At 68.0% G+C, this 17,665-nt stretch carries 15 protein-coding genes; 7 read left to right on the top strand and 8 right to left on the bottom strand.

Annotated elements, in window-relative coordinates; all coding sequences use genetic code 11:
* The first annotated feature begins 96 nt into the window (after positions 1-96).
* Genes OLX02_RS02200 through OLX02_RS02190 form a run of 3 tightly spaced genes read left to right on the top strand, consistent with a single transcriptional unit; the run spans position 97 to position 4,230 of the window.
* Entirely contained in the window at positions 97-1,521 is a 1,425-nt protein-coding gene (locus tag OLX02_RS02200) for an efflux transporter outer membrane subunit (protein WP_264419836.1), read from the top strand.
* 20 nt (positions 1,522-1,541) lie between these two features.
* Complete coding sequence (locus tag OLX02_RS02195) at positions 1,542-2,711, top strand: HlyD family efflux transporter periplasmic adaptor subunit (RefSeq protein WP_264419835.1); 1,170 nt, start codon at positions 1,542-1,544, stop codon at positions 2,709-2,711.
* 1 nt (position 2,712) lies between these two features.
* On the top strand, positions 2,713-4,230 hold the full coding sequence (locus OLX02_RS02190; protein WP_264419833.1) for a DHA2 family efflux MFS transporter permease subunit: 1,518 nt from the start codon (positions 2,713-2,715) through the stop codon (positions 4,228-4,230).
* A 39-nt stretch (positions 4,231-4,269) separates the two neighbouring features.
* Here OLX02_RS02190 and OLX02_RS02185 read toward each other — a convergent pair whose 3' ends face one another.
* The 4 genes from OLX02_RS02185 to OLX02_RS02170 form a co-directional block, all read right to left on the bottom strand.
* Positions 4,270-5,907: a GMC family oxidoreductase gene (locus OLX02_RS02185; RefSeq protein WP_413630052.1), complete on the bottom strand. Its 1,638-nt coding sequence runs from the start codon at positions 5,905-5,907 to the stop codon at positions 4,270-4,272.
* 170 nt (positions 5,908-6,077) lie between these two features.
* Complete coding sequence (locus tag OLX02_RS02180; protein WP_264419829.1) at positions 6,078-7,175, bottom strand: acyl-CoA dehydrogenase family protein; 1,098 nt, start codon at positions 7,173-7,175, stop codon at positions 6,078-6,080.
* Positions 7,176-7,189: 14 nt separating this feature from the next.
* Positions 7,190-8,395, bottom strand: a complete 1,206-nt coding sequence (locus OLX02_RS02175; RefSeq protein ID WP_264419827.1) for an acyl-CoA dehydrogenase family protein — start codon at positions 8,393-8,395, stop codon at positions 7,190-7,192.
* A gap of 13 nt (positions 8,396-8,408) precedes the next feature.
* Entirely contained in the window at positions 8,409-9,152 is a 744-nt protein-coding gene (locus OLX02_RS02170) for an enoyl-CoA hydratase/isomerase family protein (protein ID WP_264419825.1), read from the bottom strand.
* Between the two features lie 165 nt (positions 9,153-9,317).
* Between OLX02_RS02170 and OLX02_RS02165 the strand changes: the two genes are divergently transcribed.
* Positions 9,318-11,195, top strand: coding sequence for an AMP-binding protein (locus OLX02_RS02165; protein ID WP_264419824.1), 1,878 nt, complete (start codon positions 9,318-9,320; stop codon positions 11,193-11,195).
* Positions 11,196-11,222: 27 nt separating this feature from the next.
* On the opposite strand, the gene OLX02_RS02160 is transcribed toward OLX02_RS02165, so the two are convergent.
* Positions 11,223-11,498, bottom strand: coding sequence for a hypothetical protein (locus tag OLX02_RS02160; protein WP_264419823.1), 276 nt, complete (start codon positions 11,496-11,498; stop codon positions 11,223-11,225).
* A gap of 64 nt (positions 11,499-11,562) precedes the next feature.
* Positions 11,563-12,150 (bottom strand): PAS domain-containing protein, encoded by a 588-nt coding sequence (locus OLX02_RS02155; RefSeq protein ID WP_264419821.1) that lies wholly within the window; start codon positions 12,148-12,150, stop codon positions 11,563-11,565.
* A 111-nt stretch (positions 12,151-12,261) separates the two neighbouring features.
* Here OLX02_RS02155 and folE point away from each other — a divergent pair, with 111 nt between their 5' ends.
* Genes folE through OLX02_RS02140 form a run of 3 tightly spaced genes read left to right on the top strand, consistent with a single transcriptional unit; the run spans position 12,262 to position 14,380 of the window.
* Entirely contained in the window at positions 12,262-12,939 is a 678-nt protein-coding gene (gene folE / locus OLX02_RS02150; RefSeq protein ID WP_413630033.1) for a GTP cyclohydrolase I FolE, read from the top strand.
* Between the two features lie 14 nt (positions 12,940-12,953).
* Positions 12,954-13,931, top strand: a complete 978-nt coding sequence (locus OLX02_RS02145) for an NAD(P)/FAD-dependent oxidoreductase (protein ID WP_264419818.1) — start codon at positions 12,954-12,956, stop codon at positions 13,929-13,931.
* Positions 13,928-14,380, top strand: coding sequence for a DUF3429 domain-containing protein (locus tag OLX02_RS02140; protein WP_264419816.1), 453 nt, complete (start codon positions 13,928-13,930; stop codon positions 14,378-14,380). Before OLX02_RS02145 ends, OLX02_RS02140 begins: the two co-directional genes overlap by 4 nt.
* Before the next feature lie 11 nt (positions 14,381-14,391).
* Here the strand turns inward: OLX02_RS02140 and OLX02_RS02135 are convergent, their stop codons facing one another.
* A complete protein-coding gene (locus OLX02_RS02135; RefSeq protein ID WP_264419815.1) occupies positions 14,392-15,645 on the bottom strand; it encodes an acetyl-CoA C-acetyltransferase in 1,254 nt (417 codons plus the stop codon).
* 10 nt (positions 15,646-15,655) lie between these two features.
* Complete coding sequence (locus OLX02_RS02130) at positions 15,656-17,599, bottom strand: alkyl/aryl-sulfatase (RefSeq protein ID WP_264419813.1); 1,944 nt, start codon at positions 17,597-17,599, stop codon at positions 15,656-15,658.
* Positions 17,600-17,665 lie beyond the last annotated feature (66 nt).

The following is a 17,665-nucleotide window of genomic DNA, read 5'->3' as shown; positions in this document are numbered from 1 at the left end:
GTGACCATTCCGTACAGATAGCGCTTGACTCGTTTCGATCAAGCCGTCATTTCCACAGCTAGTGACCGAACCGTACAGTCATCGGAATTCTACCGCATGAATCGTCTTCGACCCGGCAAGCGCTCCGGCTTGCTCTGGATTCTTCCTGCCCTGCTCTCTGGCTGCGCCGCGGTGCCGGACCTTGGCGCCCGGCCGCAACTGCGCAGCGCGGACAGCGTCGCCGCAACCTCGCTCGCCGGCGATGCGGACGCGGCCTTCCCGGCCGATACCTGGTGGCGCGATTATGGCGACGCCCAGCTGACTGCACTGGTCGAGGAAGCGATTGCCGGCTCTCCCACGCTCGCCGCCGCCGAAGCGCGCGCGCGCCGGGCAGAAGGCTATGCGAAGTCCGCCGGCGCCGCGCTGTTGCCGTCGCTGTCCGCTTCTGGGCAGGCGGCGGAATCGAAACAGAGCTACAACAACGGCATTCCGGCGCTGTTCGTACCCCACGGCTGGAACGACACCGGCCGCGCCAGCCTTGACCTGTCGTACGAGATCGACTTCTTCGGCCGCAACCGCGCCGCGCTGCGCGCCGCCACCGCCGAACGCACCGCCGCCGCGATCGAGGCGCGCGCCGCAAGGCTCGCGCTCGCGACCTCGGTTGCCGCGACTTATGCCGATCTGGGCCGCTACACCGCCGAACGCGAGGTGCGCGTTTCCGCGCTCAAGCTGCGCGAGGAAACCGCTGCGCTGGTGCGCCGCCGCGTGGCCAATGGCCTTGATACCAAGGCCGAACAACGACAGGCGGAAGCCGCTGTCCCCGTCGCCCGCGCCGATCTGGCAGCGGCAGACGAGGCCATCACCCTGACGCGCAATGCGCTGGCCGCGCTGCTGGGCGCAGGCCCGGACCGGGGCGCGACGATCACGCCGCCCACCAGCCTTGTCCCTCCGGCCGCGCTGCCCTCACGGCTTTCGCTCGATCTCGTCGGCCGCCGGGCGGACATCGCCGCCGCCCGCGCCCGCGCAGAAGCCGCGGGCGCACGGATCGACGTGGCCCGCGCAGCCTTCTATCCCAACGTCAACCTGCTCGCCTTCGTCGGCGTGCAGTCGCTGGGGATCGGCAATCTTACCGCCAGCGGGTCCGACATCGGGCAGGCCGGCGCCGCGATCAGCCTGCCGATCTTCGAGGGCGGGCGGCTTTCCGGCAACTACCGCCAGGCGCGCGCAGACTATGACGAGGCCGTGGCCCAGTATGACGCCACACTCGTGCGCGCGGTGCGCGAAGCTGCCGATGCCGCCGCCTCGCAGCGGTCGGTCACGCAGCAACTCGCCGCCGCGCGCGAAGCGGTGGCAGCGTCCGAAGAGGCTTATGGCGTCGCTCGGCGCCGCTATGAAGGCGGGCTTTCGCCTTACCTCGCGGTGCTGTCCGCCGAAGATGCGCTGCTCGCCAGCCGCCGCCTGCTCGCCGGCCTCCAGGCCCGCGCCCTTTCCGTCAACGTCGAACTGATCCGCGCCCTCGGCGGCGGATTCCAGCCCGCCTGAGCCCGTCCGAGGATATTCCCATGGCCGACATCGATACGCCCTTCTCCCGCGAAACCGCGACCCCGCTCACCGCTGCCGAGGACGCAGACCTGCGCACCGGCCGCAGCAACCGGAAGCGCGCGTTCCTCATCTTCGGCGGCGTCGTGCTGGCCGTCGCCCTGGTTGCCGGCGGATACCGCTGGGCGACCGGCGGCCGCTACGTCGAGACCGACAATGCCTATGTCGCGGCCGAAGCCGCGCAAGTCACTCCGCTGACGTCGGGAGCGGTCAGCCGGGTGCCCGTCGTCGATACGCAGCTGGTGCGCAAGGGCGACGTGCTCGTCGAACTGGACCAGAGCGACGCGCGCCTTGCCCTGGCGCAAGCAGAGGCCGAATACGCACAGGCGCTGCGCCGCGTGCGCCAGACCTTTGCTACCGGCACCTCACTCGCATCGCAGGTGGGCGAACGCGATGCCGATATTGCCCGGATGACCGCACAGATGGCGATGGCTTCGGCCGATCTCGAACGCGCGCGCATCGACCTTTCGCGCCGGCAGGCGCTCGCCAGCGACGGCGCGGTTTCGGGAGAGGAACTCTCGACCGCCCGCAATGCCTTTGCCTCCGCGCAGGGTGCGCTCGCCGCAGCCCGCGCCGGGCTGGCACAGGCCCGTGCCGCGCGCGGTTCGGCGCAAGGTCAGGAAGCCGCGAATGCGGTGATGATCGAGGGCGCCTCCGCTGAAACCAATCCCGAAGTCCTCGCGGCCAAGGCGAAGCTCGACCGCGCCCGCCTCGATCTGGAGCGCACCACTGTTCGCGCGCCGGTCGATGGCGTGGTCACGCAGCGCACTGTGCAAGTGGGCCAGCGCGTGGCCACCGGAGCCACGCTGATGACGATCGTTCCCGTCGCGCAGGCCTATGTCGATGCCAATTACAAGGAAAGCCAGCTGCGCAAGGTGCGGCCCGGCCAGAGCGTGGAACTCGTCTCCGACCTCTATGGCGAAGACGTGGTCTACAAGGGCCGCGTCATAGGCTTCTCGGGCGGCACCGGATCGTCGATGGCGGTCATCCCGGCGCAGAACGCGACGGGCAACTGGATCAAGGTGGTGCAGCGCCTGCCGGTGCGCATCGCGCTCGATCCCGCCGACCTGGCCCGCCATCCCTTGCGCGTCGGGCTGTCTATGACGGCGACGATCGACACCAAGGACAAGTGAAGTGAGCGCCGCTCACGCTGTCGACCAGCCGCTGAAGGGAATCCGCCTTGCGCTGGGCGGGTTTGCGCTCGCCTTCGCCAATTTCATGGTGGTGCTGGACATCACCATCGCCAACGTGTCGGTCCCTCACATCTCCGGCAGCCTTGCGGTGGCCCCGTCGCAGGGGACTTGGGTCATCACCTCCTATGCGGTGGCGGAGGCGATCTGCGTGCCGCTTTCGGGCTGGCTTGCGGCACGGCTCGGTGCCGTTCGGGTATTCCTTGCCTCGATCATCGGGTTCGGCCTGTTCTCTTTCCTGTGCGGCGTGTCTTCCAGCCTTGAAGCGCTGATCCTGTTCCGCGTTTTCCAGGGCCTGTGCGGCGCGCCGATCATGCCGATGTCGCAGACGCTGATGCTGCGCATCTTCCCGCCCGAAAAGGCGGCGATGGCGCTGGGCCTGTGGAGCATGACCACCGTTGTCGCGCCCATCGCCGGCCCCATTTTCGGCGGCACGATTTCCGACAACTGGTCATGGAACTGGATCTTCTTCATCAACTTGCCGGTGGTGGCGATCTGCGCCACGCTCGGCACGCGGCTGCTGCGCCGCTATGAAACGCCGGTGGAGAAGAAGCCGGTCGATTTCATCGGGCTGGGCCTGCTGGTGGTCTGGGTCGGTGCGCTGCAGATCATGCTCGACAAGGGGCGCGAGGAGGACTGGTTCTCCAGCAATCTCATCATCGCGCTGGCCATCGTCGCGCTGGTCGGGTTCATCGCCTTTCTCATCTGGGAGCTGACCGAGCGCAACCCGATCATCGACCTGTCGGTGTTCAAATCACGCGGCTTCACCGTCGGGGTGATCTCGCAAAGCACGACTTATGCGGCGTTCTTCGCCTCAGTGGTGCTGATCCCGCTCTTTCTGCAAACCAACCTGGGCTACACCGCAACCTGGGCAGGCTATGCCACCGCGTTCATCGGCATCATGGCCGTGATCATGTCTCCCATCGCGGCATCGCTGATAGGCCGCATCGACGTGCGCCTGCTGATCACGGGCGGCGTGCTGTGGCTGGGCATGGTGACTCTGTTGCGCACCGGCTGGGCCACGCAGATGGACTTCTTCACCATCGCCCTGCCCCAGTTCCTGCAGGGCTTCGGGATGCCGTTCTTCTTCATCGGCACCACCACGCTGGCGCTCGGCGCGGTGCGACCGGAACAGACGGCATCGGCGGCGGGCATCCAGAACTTCATGCGGACACTGGCAGGCGCCATGGCGACATCGGTGGCGACCACGATGTGGGAACACGAAAGCAAGACCGTGCGCGCCGAAATGGTGGGCGAACTGCACCCCGGCGCGGTCATGTCTTCGGGCCTGCCGTTGCCGCAGGCGCGCGCCATGATCGAACGGATGGTGGAGACGGAGGCGATGACCATCGCCACCAACACGATCTTCCTCGCCTGCTTCTGCGTGTTCGTGGTTGCGGCTGCGGTGGTGTGGCTTGCCCCGGCACCGCGCGGCAAGGTGGACCTTTCGGCCGCGCACTGACGCGCGGCCCCAAGGCCCTGCCCCGCCGCGCCGAGCCTGTCAGGCGCGGCGCTTGCGGTCCTCGATGATGAGGTCCGCCGCGCGCCACGCCGTGGCCATTGCCGGCGCGTTGGTATTGCCCGAAACAAGCGAGGGCATGATCGAGCAATCGACCACGCGCAGCCCGTCCACGCCCTGGACCCGCGTGCGCGGATCGACCACGGCGCGTTCGTCCGACCCCATCCGGCAGCTGGCTACCGCGTGGATGCCGCAAAGCGACAGTCGGCGAACCATGTCGAGGATTTCGCCGTCGGATTCCACATCCGGCCCCGGAAGAATCTCTCGCCCGCAATAAGGCGCGATGGCGGGCATCGACATGAAGCGGCGCATCGTGCGGATCATGTCTACCGCCGACTGGCAATCCTCGGGCGTGGAAAGCCAGTTCGGCGTCACCTGCATCGGCGCCTGCGGATCGGCGCTCGCCACATGGACTTCGCCCTCGCTGGTGAGGCGCAGCAGTTGGCCGTAGATCGTCATCCCCGGCGTGCGCTCGACATCGGCGAGCGGGACGGGGAAATTGTCGTCACCGCGCGCGAAGGTGAAGCCGGAGAGGTAGAGTTGAAGGTCCGGGCGCTCGATTTCGGGCCGGGTCTTGACGAAGGCGCCCACCTCGAACGGGCCGGTGCCCATCGGGCCCTTGCGCAGCAGATAGTATTCCAGAACGCTGCGCACGAGGCCCAGCCCGTGAAAGCGGTGGTTGATGCCCTTGTCGCCCACCAGCACATACGGCATCGAAAAACCGAGATGTTCACGCAGGCGGCGGCCGACATCGGGGCTTTCGCTCACGACGGCGATGCCCGCCGCGGCGAGGCGAATGCCGTCACCAATGCCCGAACGCTGAAGGATGGCGGGTGACATCATCGCCCCGCCCGAGAGGATCACTTCGCCCCGGCACGCGAACGTGCGGGGCACACCGTCGACCTTGGCCGACACGCCGGTGACCCGGCGGCCATCGAACAGCACCTTGTCCACCTCGGCCCCGGTCACCACGGTCAGGTTGGGCCTTTTGCGTGCGGGCGCGAGGAAGGCGTCAGCCGCGCTGACGCGTTTGCCCTTGTGGATGTTGTGGTTGTAGTAACCGATCCCTTCCTGGTCCTCGCGGTTGAGATCCTCGCGCCGCTCCAGCCCCATCTGGACGCCGGCCTCGATCATCTTCTCGGCCAGCGGATAGCGGAACGTGCCGGTGCCGACATGGACCGGGCCACCCGCCCCGCGCACGCCGTCATCGCCCAGTTCGTGGTCCTCGATCGCGCGGAAGGCCTGCTTCATGTCCGACCAGCCCCAGCCGGTGGCGCCGCGTTCCACCCACTCGTCGTAGTCCTGCGGCTGGCCGCGGACATAGATCATGCCGTTGATCGCGGACGAGCCGCCAAGACCCTTTCCGCGAATCCACACTTCGCTGGCCGGCGCATTGCTGGTGCGCGGCTGCTGCACCGGGAAATACCAGGTGTGCGCGGGCTTGGTCACCAGCTTGCCCACCCCCTTGGGCATGGACACCAGCACGCTGTCGTTGCGCCCGCCCGCCTCCAGCAGCAGGACGCGCACCGATGGATCGGCCGACAGCCGGTTGGCGAGAACACAGCCCGCCGAGCCAGCCCCCACGATGATGTAGTCTGCCGTTCCCGCGCCGTCGTGAATTTCGCTCAAGTCCTTGTCCTCCCGGTCAGGGAAGAGAGGGCCGGATGCTCAAGCATAACGACCACGCGCTTGCGCCCCGCCTGCCGCTGCCCATCACCCCCGCTCTCTCCCATTTGCGGCAGAGAATGCGTGCAGGAGCGGACAGCCGATACTGCACAATCAGCCAGCCATCACGCCGGCTGCGCCGCCCCAACCCGTTGCAGGTGGTAGTCCGAGGGGCCGAAAACCGTGTCCACGAACAGTATGCGCTTCAGGTAATGGCCGACCGAAAGCTCGTCTGTCATGCCCACGCCGCCATGGATCTGCACCGCGCTTTCGCCCAGTGCACGCCCCAGTCGGCCCACCTGCGCCTTGAGCAGCGAAACGTCGCGCGGCGAGGCCGCATCGTTTTCCGCCAGCGCAGCGGTGTAAAGCAGCAGAGAGCGCGCCTTCACATAAGCCAGCTTCATGTCGGCCAGACGGTGCGCGATGACCTGGAAGCTGCCGATGGGCACGCCGAACTGCTTGCGCGTGCCGGCATAGCTCGCGGTGATTTCCAGCAGCGCCCCCATCGCGCCGACGGCTTCGGCACAGAGCGCCAGCGTGGCTGCCCGTACCGCGCCCGCCACGGCCGCTTCGGCGTCGGCATCGACCAGCGCGTCAGGCCCTGCGGCCACGTCCTCGAAGCGGCAGTGCGCGGCGCGCCGGCCGTCGATCGTCGTGTAGGAGCGCAGGCTGAGGCCGGGCGCGTCCCGATCGACCAGGAACAGGCCGAGCCGGCCATCGGGCAGCCGCGCGGTCACCAGCAGAACGCTGGCCGCCTCGGCTCCCAGCACAAGGTGCTTCTCGCCGTTGAGGACGTGGCCGGTCGCGGTGGCCGCCGCGCGCATGGCCACTTGCGCGAGATCGGCGGTGCCCGATCCTTCCTCGTACGCGAACGCGGCAGTCGCCTCGCCTTCGAGCAGCGCCGGAAGCCGCGTCTCGCCGCGCTTGGCGAGAAGGCCGGCCGACAGCACCGCCGAGGCGAGCCACGGCTCCACCACGAGGTGCTGGCCCAGCAGTTCGGCGACAGCGACGACATCGACGATCGAACCGCCCAGCCCGCCGGCGCTTTCCGGCAGCGGCAGTGCAAGCAGGCCCATGTCGCGCAGTTGACCCCACACCTCGGGCGATTGCCCCGCGGGCGTGGCCACGATCCGGCGGCGCTTCTCGAACGTGTAGTGCTGGCCAAGGAAGCGCGACAGCGCCTCGCGCAGCATGGTCTGTTCCTGGGTGAAGGTGAAATCCATGGTTCCGGCCTCCTTCAGCCGACCGGCAGCGTGCGGGCGATCAGATCGCGCTGGACCTCGTTGGTCCCGGCGTAGATCGTGGTGGCACGCGAGTTGAGGTAATAGGGCATCGCGACGAGATCGTGCGCCGTGCCCAGCGGATCGAAGCCGCTGCCGACCTCGAGCGCGGAAAGCTGGAGCGGCAGCCCGTTGATCCCGGCAAGCCGCGTCATCAGTACCGACACGCGCTGGCCCAGTTCGGAACTCATCACCTTGTTCATCGATGGCATGGCCGGATCGCGGCCGATGGGATGGCCGGTCAGGACCATCTTCTCGAACGCGGCGTAGGACGCGATTTCGGCCTCGAGCTCGCCCAGGTCGCGCTGGAACACGGGATCATCGGCGAAGGTGCCGCCGTTGGGCGACGGGGTCGCGGCAGCAGCGGCGCGCAACTGTTCGAGCTTGCGATACATCGCCGGGCTTTGCGCCGATCCGCCGCGCTCGTGCTTGAGCAGCGCCTTGGCGACGGTCCAGCCGTCATTCTCCGCCCCGACGCGGCCCGATTGCGGCACGCGCACGTTGGTGAAGAACACCTCGCACTGTTCGGGAATGCCATCCAGCCCGATGATCGGGCGGATTTCCATGCCCGGGTAATCCACCCGGTCGAGCAGCAGGAAGGTGATGCCCTGCTGCTTCTTGCCCTCGCGGCTGGTGCGCACGAGCATGAACATCCGGTTGGCCTTGTGCGCCAGGGTCGTCCAGATCTTGCTGCCGTTGATGACGTAGTCGTCACCGTCCGCCACTGCCGAACAGCTGAGGCCCGCAAGGTCCGAGCCGGCCCCGGGTTCGGAATAACCTTGTGTCCAGTAATCGTCGCCCGACAGGATGCCCGGCAGGTATTTCGCCTTCTGCTCGTCCGATCCCAGTTCCATCAGCAGCGGACCGACCATGCCCAGCCCATTGGGCAGCAGCGGCGGCAGGTCGCGCTTCCAGTATTCCTCGGCGAAGACGTAGCGCTGCTCCACCGACCAGCCGGTGCCGCCGTGCTCCGCCGGCCAGCCCGGCGCGGCCCAGCCACGCGCGTGGAGGATCTTCTGCCATGCCATCACTTGCTCGAACGGCGCGAAGACACTGGTGGTCTTGCGCCCGGCCTCGCGGATCGCCGGGGTTGGCGCAGTATCGAGAAATGCCGCCACTTCCGCACGGAAAGCGGCCAGTTCCGGCCCGAAATCGATGTTCATGCGTGCCCGCTCCTCAGCCCTTCTTGCCGGTGAACGCGGCGACGCGCTCGGCAAAGTCGGGTCCGTGCCCTTCGTTTTCCATGACTTCCCACTGCAGGCCGGCATCGAGCGGCGAACCGTCGGTGGCATCGAGCAGGCGCTTGTTCGCGCGGTGCGAAAAGCCGGACTGCGCCGCAATCCGCTGCGCCAGCGCGGCGATCTCGGCGTCGAAATCAGCCAGCGGCACGGCATATTCGGCAAGGCCGATCCGCACCGCTTCGGCAGCGTCGATCATGTCGGCAGTGAACATCAGCCGCTTGGCCGTCGCCACGCCCACCCGGCGCGGCAGGCGCTGGCTCATCCCCCAGATGGGCGTGAGCGCCCACTTGGCATGGGTGTCGCCAAAGCGCGCATTGTCTGCCGCGACGATGAAATCGCAGGCCAGCGCAACTTCGAGCGCGCCGGTGTAGCAATGACCGTGGACAGCCGCGATCACCGGCTTGGGCAGCTTTTCGAGCAGGCGCAGCGTCTCGCTGTGCCACCCCCGCGAAGGCACCGCCTCCCCTGTGGCGATGTCGCCCAAGTCATGCCCCGCGGAAAAACATTTGCCCGCACCGCGCAGGACCACGCAGCGCACCGCGTCGTCATCGCGCAGCGCCTCGACATGGGCACGCAGCGCGCGGAAGACCTCGACCGTCAGCGCGTTGAGCTTGTCCGGCCGATTGATGCTGAGCACCGTCCAGCCATCGAAATTCTCCCGGTGCACCAGATCCTGCATCGCCGCCTCCCATTGCTCGGGCGATCCGCGAAAAGCGCCGCGTCCGACCGTTCGTGCCAGCTTTGCGGTATTTTCATTAACCGATCAATTGACAATCGACGCCGGGTGCGGGACCACGTGAGAGACGGTTCCCCGCAAGAACAGAACCGACCGAGGAGAGCATTTGTGACGGCAACGCCTGTCGACCACCAGCACGCCGCCCCGCTGGACATCACCCGCTATCCGTTCAAGCCGCTGCCGCAGAAGGGGCCCGACGTCAGCGTCGAGAGGCGCGAGGATGGCTGCGTCTTCGTCCGCTCGAACCACCCGCTGGCGCCGCCGGCGCGCTCGGTCGGCCACCTGTTCGCGGAACACGCGGCCGAGCATCCGGAGCGCCCGTTCCTGATGCAGCGCCTGCCGGGCCACGGTGCGTGGCGCGGCGTCACCTATGGCGAGGCTGCGCGCACCGCCAAGGGGATCGCGCAGTGGCTGCTCGATCAGCACCTCGGCCCGGAAGACTGCGTGTTGGTACTGTCGTCCAACTCGGTGGAGCACGGATTGCTGATGCTGGGCTGCTACACCGCCGGCGTCCCGATCGCGCCGATCAGCCCGGCGCACAGCCTGATTTCCACCGACCACGCCAAGCTGAAGCACGCGTTCCAGACGCTGCGCCCGCGCATCGTGTTCGCGCAGGACGCCGCGCCCTTCGCCCGCGCCTTCGCCACGCTGCGCGCGATCAATCCCGAGGTGACGTTCGTCACCGCGGACGGCGGCGAAGGTTCGCTTTCCTTCGCAGAGATTGCCGCAACCGAGCCGACCGACGCGGTAGCGCAGGCGCTCGATGGCATCGACCACACCCGCACCGGCAAATACCTGTTCACTTCCGGATCGACCGGGATGCCCAAGTGCGTGCCGCAGACGCACGGCATGATGGTCCATGTCGTGGCTGCCTCCGAAGGGCTGCGCGTGGACGACGGCGTGGAACGCGATCCGCCCCAGTCGCTCGAATGGATGCCGTGGAGCCACATTTCGGCGGGCAACATCGCCTTCAACGGCAACCTCCATGGCGGCGGCACGCTCTATCTCGACGAGGGCAAGCCCCTGCCGGGCCTGTTCGAGACGACGATCAAGAACCTCTACGAAGTCTCGCCGGTGGTGTTCGGCTCCGCGCCGATCGCCTTCGCGATGCTGGCGGAAGCGATGGAGCAGGATCCGCGACTGCGCGCCTCGTTCTTCAAGAACCTGATCTACATGGGCTATGGCGGCGCCACGCTGTCGAGCGACGTGAACGAGCGGATGCAGGCGCTCGCCATCGCCGAGACCGGGCACCGCATCCCGATGACCACGATGTACGGCGCGACGGAAACGCAGGGCGTGACGGTGGTGCACTGGGCGACCGAGCGAGTCGGGCTGATCGGCCTGCCGTTGCCGGGCACCACGCTGAAGCTCGTCCCTTCGGGCGACAAGCTGGAAGTCCGCGTGAAGGGGCCGACCGTGACCAGCGGCTACCACAACGATCCGGTCCGCACGGCCGACGCCTTTGACGAGGAAGGATATTACCGCCTGGGCGACGCCGCGCGCTTCATCGATCCCGAAGACCCGGCGCAGGGCCTGGTGTTCGACGGCCGCATTACCGAGGATTTCAAGCTCGACAGCGGCACCTGGGTATCGGTGGGCACGCTGCGCCCCGACGTGATCGCGGCCTGCGCGCCCTATATCCAGGACCTCGTGATCGCGGGGCAGGACAAGCCCTATATCGGCGTGCTGGCCTGGCCTTCTGCGGCGGCGCTTGAAGCCGTGCGGCAGGAACATCCCGGTGCCGACCCGTTCGATACGCTCGGCGCGCTCGTCAGCGAACAGCTCGCCGCGTTCAACGCGGGCGCGGGCGGTAGTTCGCGGCGCGTGCGGCGGCTGATCCTGCTGCGCGAACCGCCCTCGATCGACGGCGGCGAGCTGACCGACAAGGGCTACGTCAACCAGCGCGCCACGCTCACCCGCCGCGCGGAGCAGGCGGCGCAACTCTATGCCGAACCGCTCGCGCCGGGCGTGATCGACATCCGGTAGCAAGGGTCTGCCGGTCGGCGCAGGCGGTTATCCGTTCTGATCCGACCGGCGCACGCCCCAGACCAGCAGCTGCGCTTCCGCCGCAAACGTGAACGCCATGGCTCCCATGCACAGGGCCAGCGCGCAGTTTCCGCCGGTGCCATCGGAGCCGACATAGAGCACGAGGCGAGCCACCGCGGCGCCTATCGCCCCGCTGACCGCCAGCATCGCGGCCTTGAGCAGCCACTGCCCGCGCACCAGCGTGCAATAGACCGCGCCCGTCGCAAGCACCCAGCCCACCGCCACGATAACGAGGAGAATCATCGCCTTGCGCTCCCTTTCCGGAGCAGCAGCGATGAAACCCTAACGCGTCAGAAGCGGTCGCCCGTCAAAGCCCGGCCTCGACCGCGACGCGGATCGCGTCGGCGCTGGTGTGGACGCCCAGCGCCCTGAACATTGCGGCGCGGTGCATCTTGATGGTGCGTTCGCTGAGGCCAAGATCCCAAGCGATCTGCTTGTTCAGCTTGCCCGCCGCCATCATCAGCAGGATTTCGTGCTGGCGTTTCGTAAGCCCCGCGATCCGGTCCAGAGCGGCGGCGCGCCGGGTGTCGGATGCCGTATCGGGGCTGCCCACCTCCACCTGCGAGCCGAGGAAATACTCGACCTCGCCGTCGGCGTCGAAGATCGGCGCGACCATGACCGCGTTGCGGAACGGCGTTCCGTTCTTCTTGTAATTGAGAATCTCGACCATCACCGGCTGGCGCCGGCGAATGCTGTCGCGCAACTGTTCGATCAGTTCCGGTTCGGTGCCTTCGCCCCGGAGGAAGCGGCAATTGCGGCCGATGATCTCGTCCCGGTCATAGCCGGTGAGACGCACGAACGCATCGTTGCACGCGATGATGGGATTGTCCGGCAACCGGGGGTCGCTTACGACGGCGGCGACCGACCCTGCTTCGATCATTTCTGCAATGGGCATCCGCGGTGCGTAGCAAGTCAGGAGCGGAAGTCCAATCTCTTCCCTTTGGTCCAGCTTTGCGCCCGCCGCGCCGCCTGCCATCGCCGATGGATCATAACGAAAGACCGACCGATGAACCTGATGGTGCGAGATATGTGCCCGGCCCACGACGACGGACATGGCGACGACGGGCATAGCGGTGACGGGGAGCATAGCGCTGACGGGCATGGCGGGGACGGCAAGCTGCCGGTCCCGGATCACGTCGCCGCAGCAATCCGCACGCTGATCGAATGGGCGGGCGACGATCCCACGCGCGAAGGACTGATCGACACCCCGGCCCGCGTCGCGCGTGCCTGGCGGGAATATTGCGAGGGTTATGCCACCGATCCGGGGCTGCACCTGTCGCGCACGTTCGACGAGGTGGGCGGCTATGACGAGGTCGTGCTGCTGAAGAACATCCCCTTCCAGTCGCACTGCGAACATCACATGGCGCCGATCACCGGCACGGCCTCCATCGCCTACCTGCCGAAAGACCGCGTGGTCGGCATTTCCAAGCTGGCGCGCGTGCTGCACGGCTTCGCCAGCCGCTTGCAGGTGCAGGAACGCCTGACCGCGCAAGTCGCACAGTGCATCCAGGAGCACCTTCAGCCGCGCGGCGTTGCGGTGGTGATAGAGGCGCAGCACGGCTGCATGACCGGCCGCGGGGTTCGCACGCATGGGGTCAACATGGTGACGAGCCGGATGCTGGGCGTGTTTCTCGACGATCCGCGCACCCGGCGCGAGGTCCTGAGCCTGATGGGTCGGCCCTGAGCCGGATCACAAACATGTCGCCCAAGATTGCCATCATCGGCGCCGGCATCGCCGGCCTCGCCTGCGCCGAGGCCTTGTCCGCGTCCGGAGCGCACGTCCGCCTTTTCGACAAGGGACGCGGCCCCGGCGGACGCCTTTCCACCCGCCGTGTGTCCACCGAGATCGGCGAGGCCTCGTTCGACCACGGCGCACAATATTTCACCGCGCGCGATGCGCTGTTCGCCCGGCACGTCGAAGACTGGTCCAGAGCCGGGATCGTCGCGCGCTGGCCGGAGGCCGGGGCTGACGCATGGGTGGGCGTGCCGGGCATGAATGCGCTGCCCCGCCATCTCGCGCAGCAACTCGATATCGCGCAGGGTGCGTTCGTGCGCGGCATGGCCCGAAAGGCGGACGGGTGGCACCTGCTGCTTGAGGGAAGCACCGCCGGCCCGTTCGACCATGTTGTGGTTGCGCTGCCGGCGGAGCAGGCCGCGTCGCTGCTGGGGCTGAGCGACCTGGCCATGGCGCGCGCCGCGGTACGCTGCCCGTCGGAACCGTGCTGGGCAGGAATGTTCGCATTCCCCGAGCCGCTGGCGGGACCCCCGATCCTGCGCGATCGGGGACCAATTGCATGGGCGGCGCGCAATTCCGCCAAACCAGGTCGGCAAGGCCCGGAGGCGTGGATCGTTCATGCCTCGCCCGCATGGAGCCGCGCCCATCTGGAAAACCCGGCCGATGCCGTCGCCGCCGCTTTGCTGGAAGCGCTGGCGCAGGCGGTGGGCACCGCCCTGCCCCCGCCGCTGTCCTGCGTGGCGCATCGCTGGCGCTATGCCCGCTCAGGCGATGCCGGCACGGGCTTCCTGTGGAATGAGCAGCTCGGCCTTGGCGCTTGCGGTGACTGGCTCGGCGGACCGCGCGTTGAACAGGCGTGGCTTTCGGGACACCAGCTTGGCGGAGCGATCGCCGCCGCTGCTTTTTCCACGGATAGCCGCGTGGGAGCGGCCGCGCGATGACGGCCATGCCGGGACATCATCGCTTACCCCGGCCCGCGTTGTGGCTCGGCATGGCCGGGCTGGCGCCGCAAGCGGCAGCCCTGGTGGCCGCGTGGTCCTCGTGGCGCTGGGCTGCGCTGGCGGCGGGGTGCCTCTACGCCGCGCTCATCCTCTCGTTCCTCGGCGGACTTTGGTGGGTGCAGGCCATGACTCAGCGCACGCCGTCGTGGCGTGCCCATGCCGTTGCCGTCGCGCCGAGCCTGATCGCTTTCGCAGCCGTGCTGCCCTGGTGCCTGGGGTGGCGCTGGCCGGGTCCGTCGCTGGTGGTGCTGGGCCTCACCTTGCTGGCAAGCCCGCTGGTCGACCGCAGACTGGCGCCGCACAGCACTTTGCCGAAGGATTGGCTCGCACTTCGAGCCGCGCTGTCAGCCGGATTGGGCCTTCTCACGCTGGCGCTAGCCTTCGCCTGACCTGCGAAACGCTAGATCCGTTCGATGATCACCGCCGGGGCCATACCGCCGAACGCGCACATCGTGACCAGCGCATAGCGGCCGCCCGAACGCTCCAGTTCATCAAGCGCGGTGCCGATGAGGATCGAGCCGGTCGCACCGATGGGATGGCCCAGCGCGATCGCCCCGCCGTTGATGTTCACCTTCGCGCGGTCGATCCCGAGGTCGCGGATCGCCTTTTCCGTTACCACGGCAAAAGCCTCGTTGATTTCCCACACGTCGATGTCGGCTACGGTCAGCCCGGCACGCGCGAGCGCCTTGCGCGCTGCGGGCACCGGCGCATTGAGGATCAGCGTGGGGCAGTCCCCCGCGTTGACCGACGTGACGATCCGCGCGCGCGGCGTCCACCCGTTCGCCGCCAAGGCCTGTTCGGATGCCAGCAGCAGCGCCGCCGAGCCATCGACCACGCCCGAGCTGGTGCCCACGTGGTGCACGGGCTCCCAGCGCAAATCGGGATACTTGCGCTCGATCATCTGGCGCATCGTGGTGCCATCGGGTGCGGCGGGCACCTGCTCCATCGCCACGAACGCCGGCTTCAGCGCGGCGAGCGTTTCGGCGGTCGTTTCCGGGCGGGGATATTCGTCGTGATCGAGCGCGAGTGTGCCATCGCGGTTGTGGACGGGAACAAGGCTGCGCGCGAAGCGGCCCTCGTCGATGGCCACTTTCGCGCGGCGCTGGCTTTCGACGCCCAGCGCCTCCAGATCGGCGCGAGCAATGCCTTCCATCGCGGCGATGGCATCGGCGGCAACGCCCACGGCCGAGATCGGGTGTTCATCATAGAGCGCATAGTTGCCGCGCGCGCGGCCAAGCTCCGCGAAGGGTGTTCCGCGCTCCCAGCCGTCAGCCTCCTGGTGGTGGCTCATCATCTCGGTACCGCCGGCGATCACCACGTCCTCGAACCCGGCCATGATCTGCCCGGCCGCAAAGCCCACCGAGGTGATCCCGCCGCCGCAGAACCGGTCCAGCGTGACGCCGCTGGCGCGGACATCATAGCCCGCCCAGAGCGCCGAGAGCCGCCCAAGGTCGCCGCCCTGCTTGCCGCGCTGCTGGCTGCACGACCACACGATATCATCCACGCGCCCGGTATCGAGTGCATTGCGATCGCGCAGCGCGCGCAGCACCGTGGCGCCCAGATCCTGCGGGTGCAGGTGGGCCAGCGCGCCCTTCCCCGGCTTGCCGATCCCGCGCGGGGTGCGCACCGCATCGACGATGTAGGCCTGCGTCATGGCGTGTCCTTCAGGGGGTGACGATGGGAAACAGCGGCTCGGGCTTGTCGAGCCAAGCAGTCAGCCGGCCGAACGCCGCCGGATCGCCGGCGATGCTCGCCTCGCCCGCAGCGACCTTGGCCGCCAGCGGCTGGCCGCGCAGCAGGGCGGCGGCGAGATCGGGATATTTCACGGTCAACCTGGCATCGGGCGTGCCGACAAGACCGGGGCGATGCGTGAGCACGCCGTTGGCGACGACCAGCGTGTAGGATACGGCGCGGTCAGGGAATGTGAAGCCCAGCCGCACCGCGCCGCTGCCCACCTTCTCCGGATCGAGCCGCGTGGCCAGCACGTCGAACAGGTCGGTCGGCGGCAGCGAGGCGGCAAGCGTCGAGCGTCCCGCAGCCTCGATCGGTTTTACCCCGCCGACCAGTTCCTGCGCACCGGTCAGATACATATTGCGCCAGATCGCATTCTCGCTGCTCCACGCCATCTGGCGATAGCAGCGTGCCAGCAACGCACGGGCCTCCTGATCCGCCGGATCGGCGAAGACCGCCTTGTCGAGCAGTTCGGCGGCCCAGGCATAGTCGCCCTTGTCGAACGCCGCCTGCGCGAGTGCGCGCACCCGCGCCGCGCCGCCCAGCGCCTCGACATAGCGCTTTCCCCCATCTTCCGGCGGAAGCGGCGCGAGGTGGACCGGGTTCGCATCGTACCAGCCCAGGTAGTATTGATAGACCGCGCGGGCATTGAAGCTGAGCGAACCATAGTAGGGCCGGTCGTACCATTCCTTCTGGAGCGCGGGCGGCAGCTTGAGCCGCGCGGCGATCTCCGGCCCGGTCAGCCCCTTGTTCATCAACCGCACGGTCTGGTCGTGCAGATAGGCGTAGGCATCGCGGTGCTTGCCAAGGTAATCGGTGATCTCCCCCGCGCCGAAGCGCGGCCACCCGTGGCTGGTGATCTGCGTATCGGACCCCGCGAAAACATCGATCGCCTCGGTCAGCCCCTGCGCCCAGGCCCGTGCATTGCGGATCACGGCGCCGCGCGGGGTAAGGATGTTGTGCTGCGTGACATTGGCGTTCTCGGCCATGTCGACGACTTTCCAGTCGGGGAAGCCGAGGTTCATTTCCGCCGGGGCCTCGGTGCCCGGCGTGAACTGGAACAGGATCTTCACGCCGTCGAGCACCAGCACCGTTCCCGTCGCATCTACTTCCTGCGTGGGGGGAACCAGCGTCTGCGTGCCGACCGGGGTGCCCACCCCAATGCCCGAGCCGAGCGACTGGGTCGGTCCCTTGCCCAGCGGAATGCCGAACTGGTAGCTGGCGCGGCGGGCCATCGCCGGCCCCGCGATGACATTCTCGGAGATGGCCGCCTCGCGGAAACCCTTGGGCGCCACGATCGGCGCACCGGGTGCGAGATCCGCGGTGAAAGCCGCCGTTCCGCCGAAGTGATCGACGTGGCTGTGTGTGTAGATCACCGCTGTGACGGGCGCCTTGCCCAGCCTCTCGATCACGAGATCCCACGCCGCCCTTGCGGTTTCGACGGTGGTGCCGGTGTCGATCACGATCCAGCCCTTGTCGCCGCGCACGAACGTCAGGTTCGAGACGTCAAAGCCGCGCACCTGCCAGATCCGGTCGGTCACCTTGAACAGGCCATGCCGCGCAAGCAGACCGGCATGGCGCCACAAGCTGGGATTGACGGTATCGGGCGCCTTGCCCGCCAGGAAGCGGAAAGCGTCGAGGTTCCAGACCACGGCCCCATCCGCGTCCCGGATCAGCGGATCCTTACGCGTCGCGACAAAGCCCCGCGCCGCAAATGCCTCGTCACGCGTGTCGCCCAGCGGCGCATCGGCGAGCGCGGCGGCGTTGGCCGCGCGCGTGGCCGGCGTGGCTGCGTCCGGATCGGGAGCAGCGGCTACAGAGATGGGGGCGACGGCAAGCAACAGGGTGGCGGCCAGCGCAAAACGCGGATGGATCATGGTGCGTCCCCTCCCGGAACGTGTCCTCATCGGACTGTAAATCGCGGCGGGCGGGACGTTGGCCGC

The sequence above is a fragment of the Novosphingobium sp. KCTC 2891 genome (assembly GCF_025938155.1).
Taxonomy (GTDB): Bacteria; Pseudomonadota; Alphaproteobacteria; order Sphingomonadales; family Sphingomonadaceae; genus Novosphingobium.
This window is presented reverse-complemented; position numbering and strand designations above follow the sequence as displayed.

Coding starts and splice junctions, on each gene's coding strand:
- OLX02_RS02200 (WP_264419836.1), top strand. CDS start 97: ATGAATCGTCTTCGACCCGGCAAGCGCTCCGGCTTGCTCTGGATTCTT.
- OLX02_RS02195 (WP_264419835.1), top strand. CDS start 1,542: ATGGCCGACATCGATACGCCCTTCTCCCGCGAAACCGCGACCCCGCTC.
- OLX02_RS02180 (WP_264419829.1), bottom strand. CDS start 7,175: ATGGATTTCACCTTCACCCAGGAACAGACCATGCTGCGCGAGGCGCTG.
- OLX02_RS02175 (WP_264419827.1), bottom strand. CDS start 8,395: ATGAACATCGATTTCGGGCCGGAACTGGCCGCTTTCCGTGCGGAAGTG.
- OLX02_RS02170 (WP_264419825.1), bottom strand. CDS start 9,152: ATGCAGGATCTGGTGCACCGGGAGAATTTCGATGGCTGGACGGTGCTC.
- OLX02_RS02160 (WP_264419823.1), bottom strand. CDS start 11,498: ATGATTCTCCTCGTTATCGTGGCGGTGGGCTGGGTGCTTGCGACGGGC.
- OLX02_RS02155 (WP_264419821.1), bottom strand. CDS start 12,150: ATGCCCATTGCAGAAATGATCGAAGCAGGGTCGGTCGCCGCCGTCGTA.
- folE (WP_413630033.1), top strand. CDS start 12,262: ATGAACCTGATGGTGCGAGATATGTGCCCGGCCCACGACGACGGACAT.
- OLX02_RS02145 (WP_264419818.1), top strand. CDS start 12,954: ATGTCGCCCAAGATTGCCATCATCGGCGCCGGCATCGCCGGCCTCGCC.
- OLX02_RS02140 (WP_264419816.1), top strand. CDS start 13,928: ATGACGGCCATGCCGGGACATCATCGCTTACCCCGGCCCGCGTTGTGG.
- OLX02_RS02135 (WP_264419815.1), bottom strand. CDS start 15,645: ATGACGCAGGCCTACATCGTCGATGCGGTGCGCACCCCGCGCGGGATC.
- OLX02_RS02130 (WP_264419813.1), bottom strand. CDS start 17,599: ATGATCCATCCGCGTTTTGCGCTGGCCGCCACCCTGTTGCTTGCCGTC.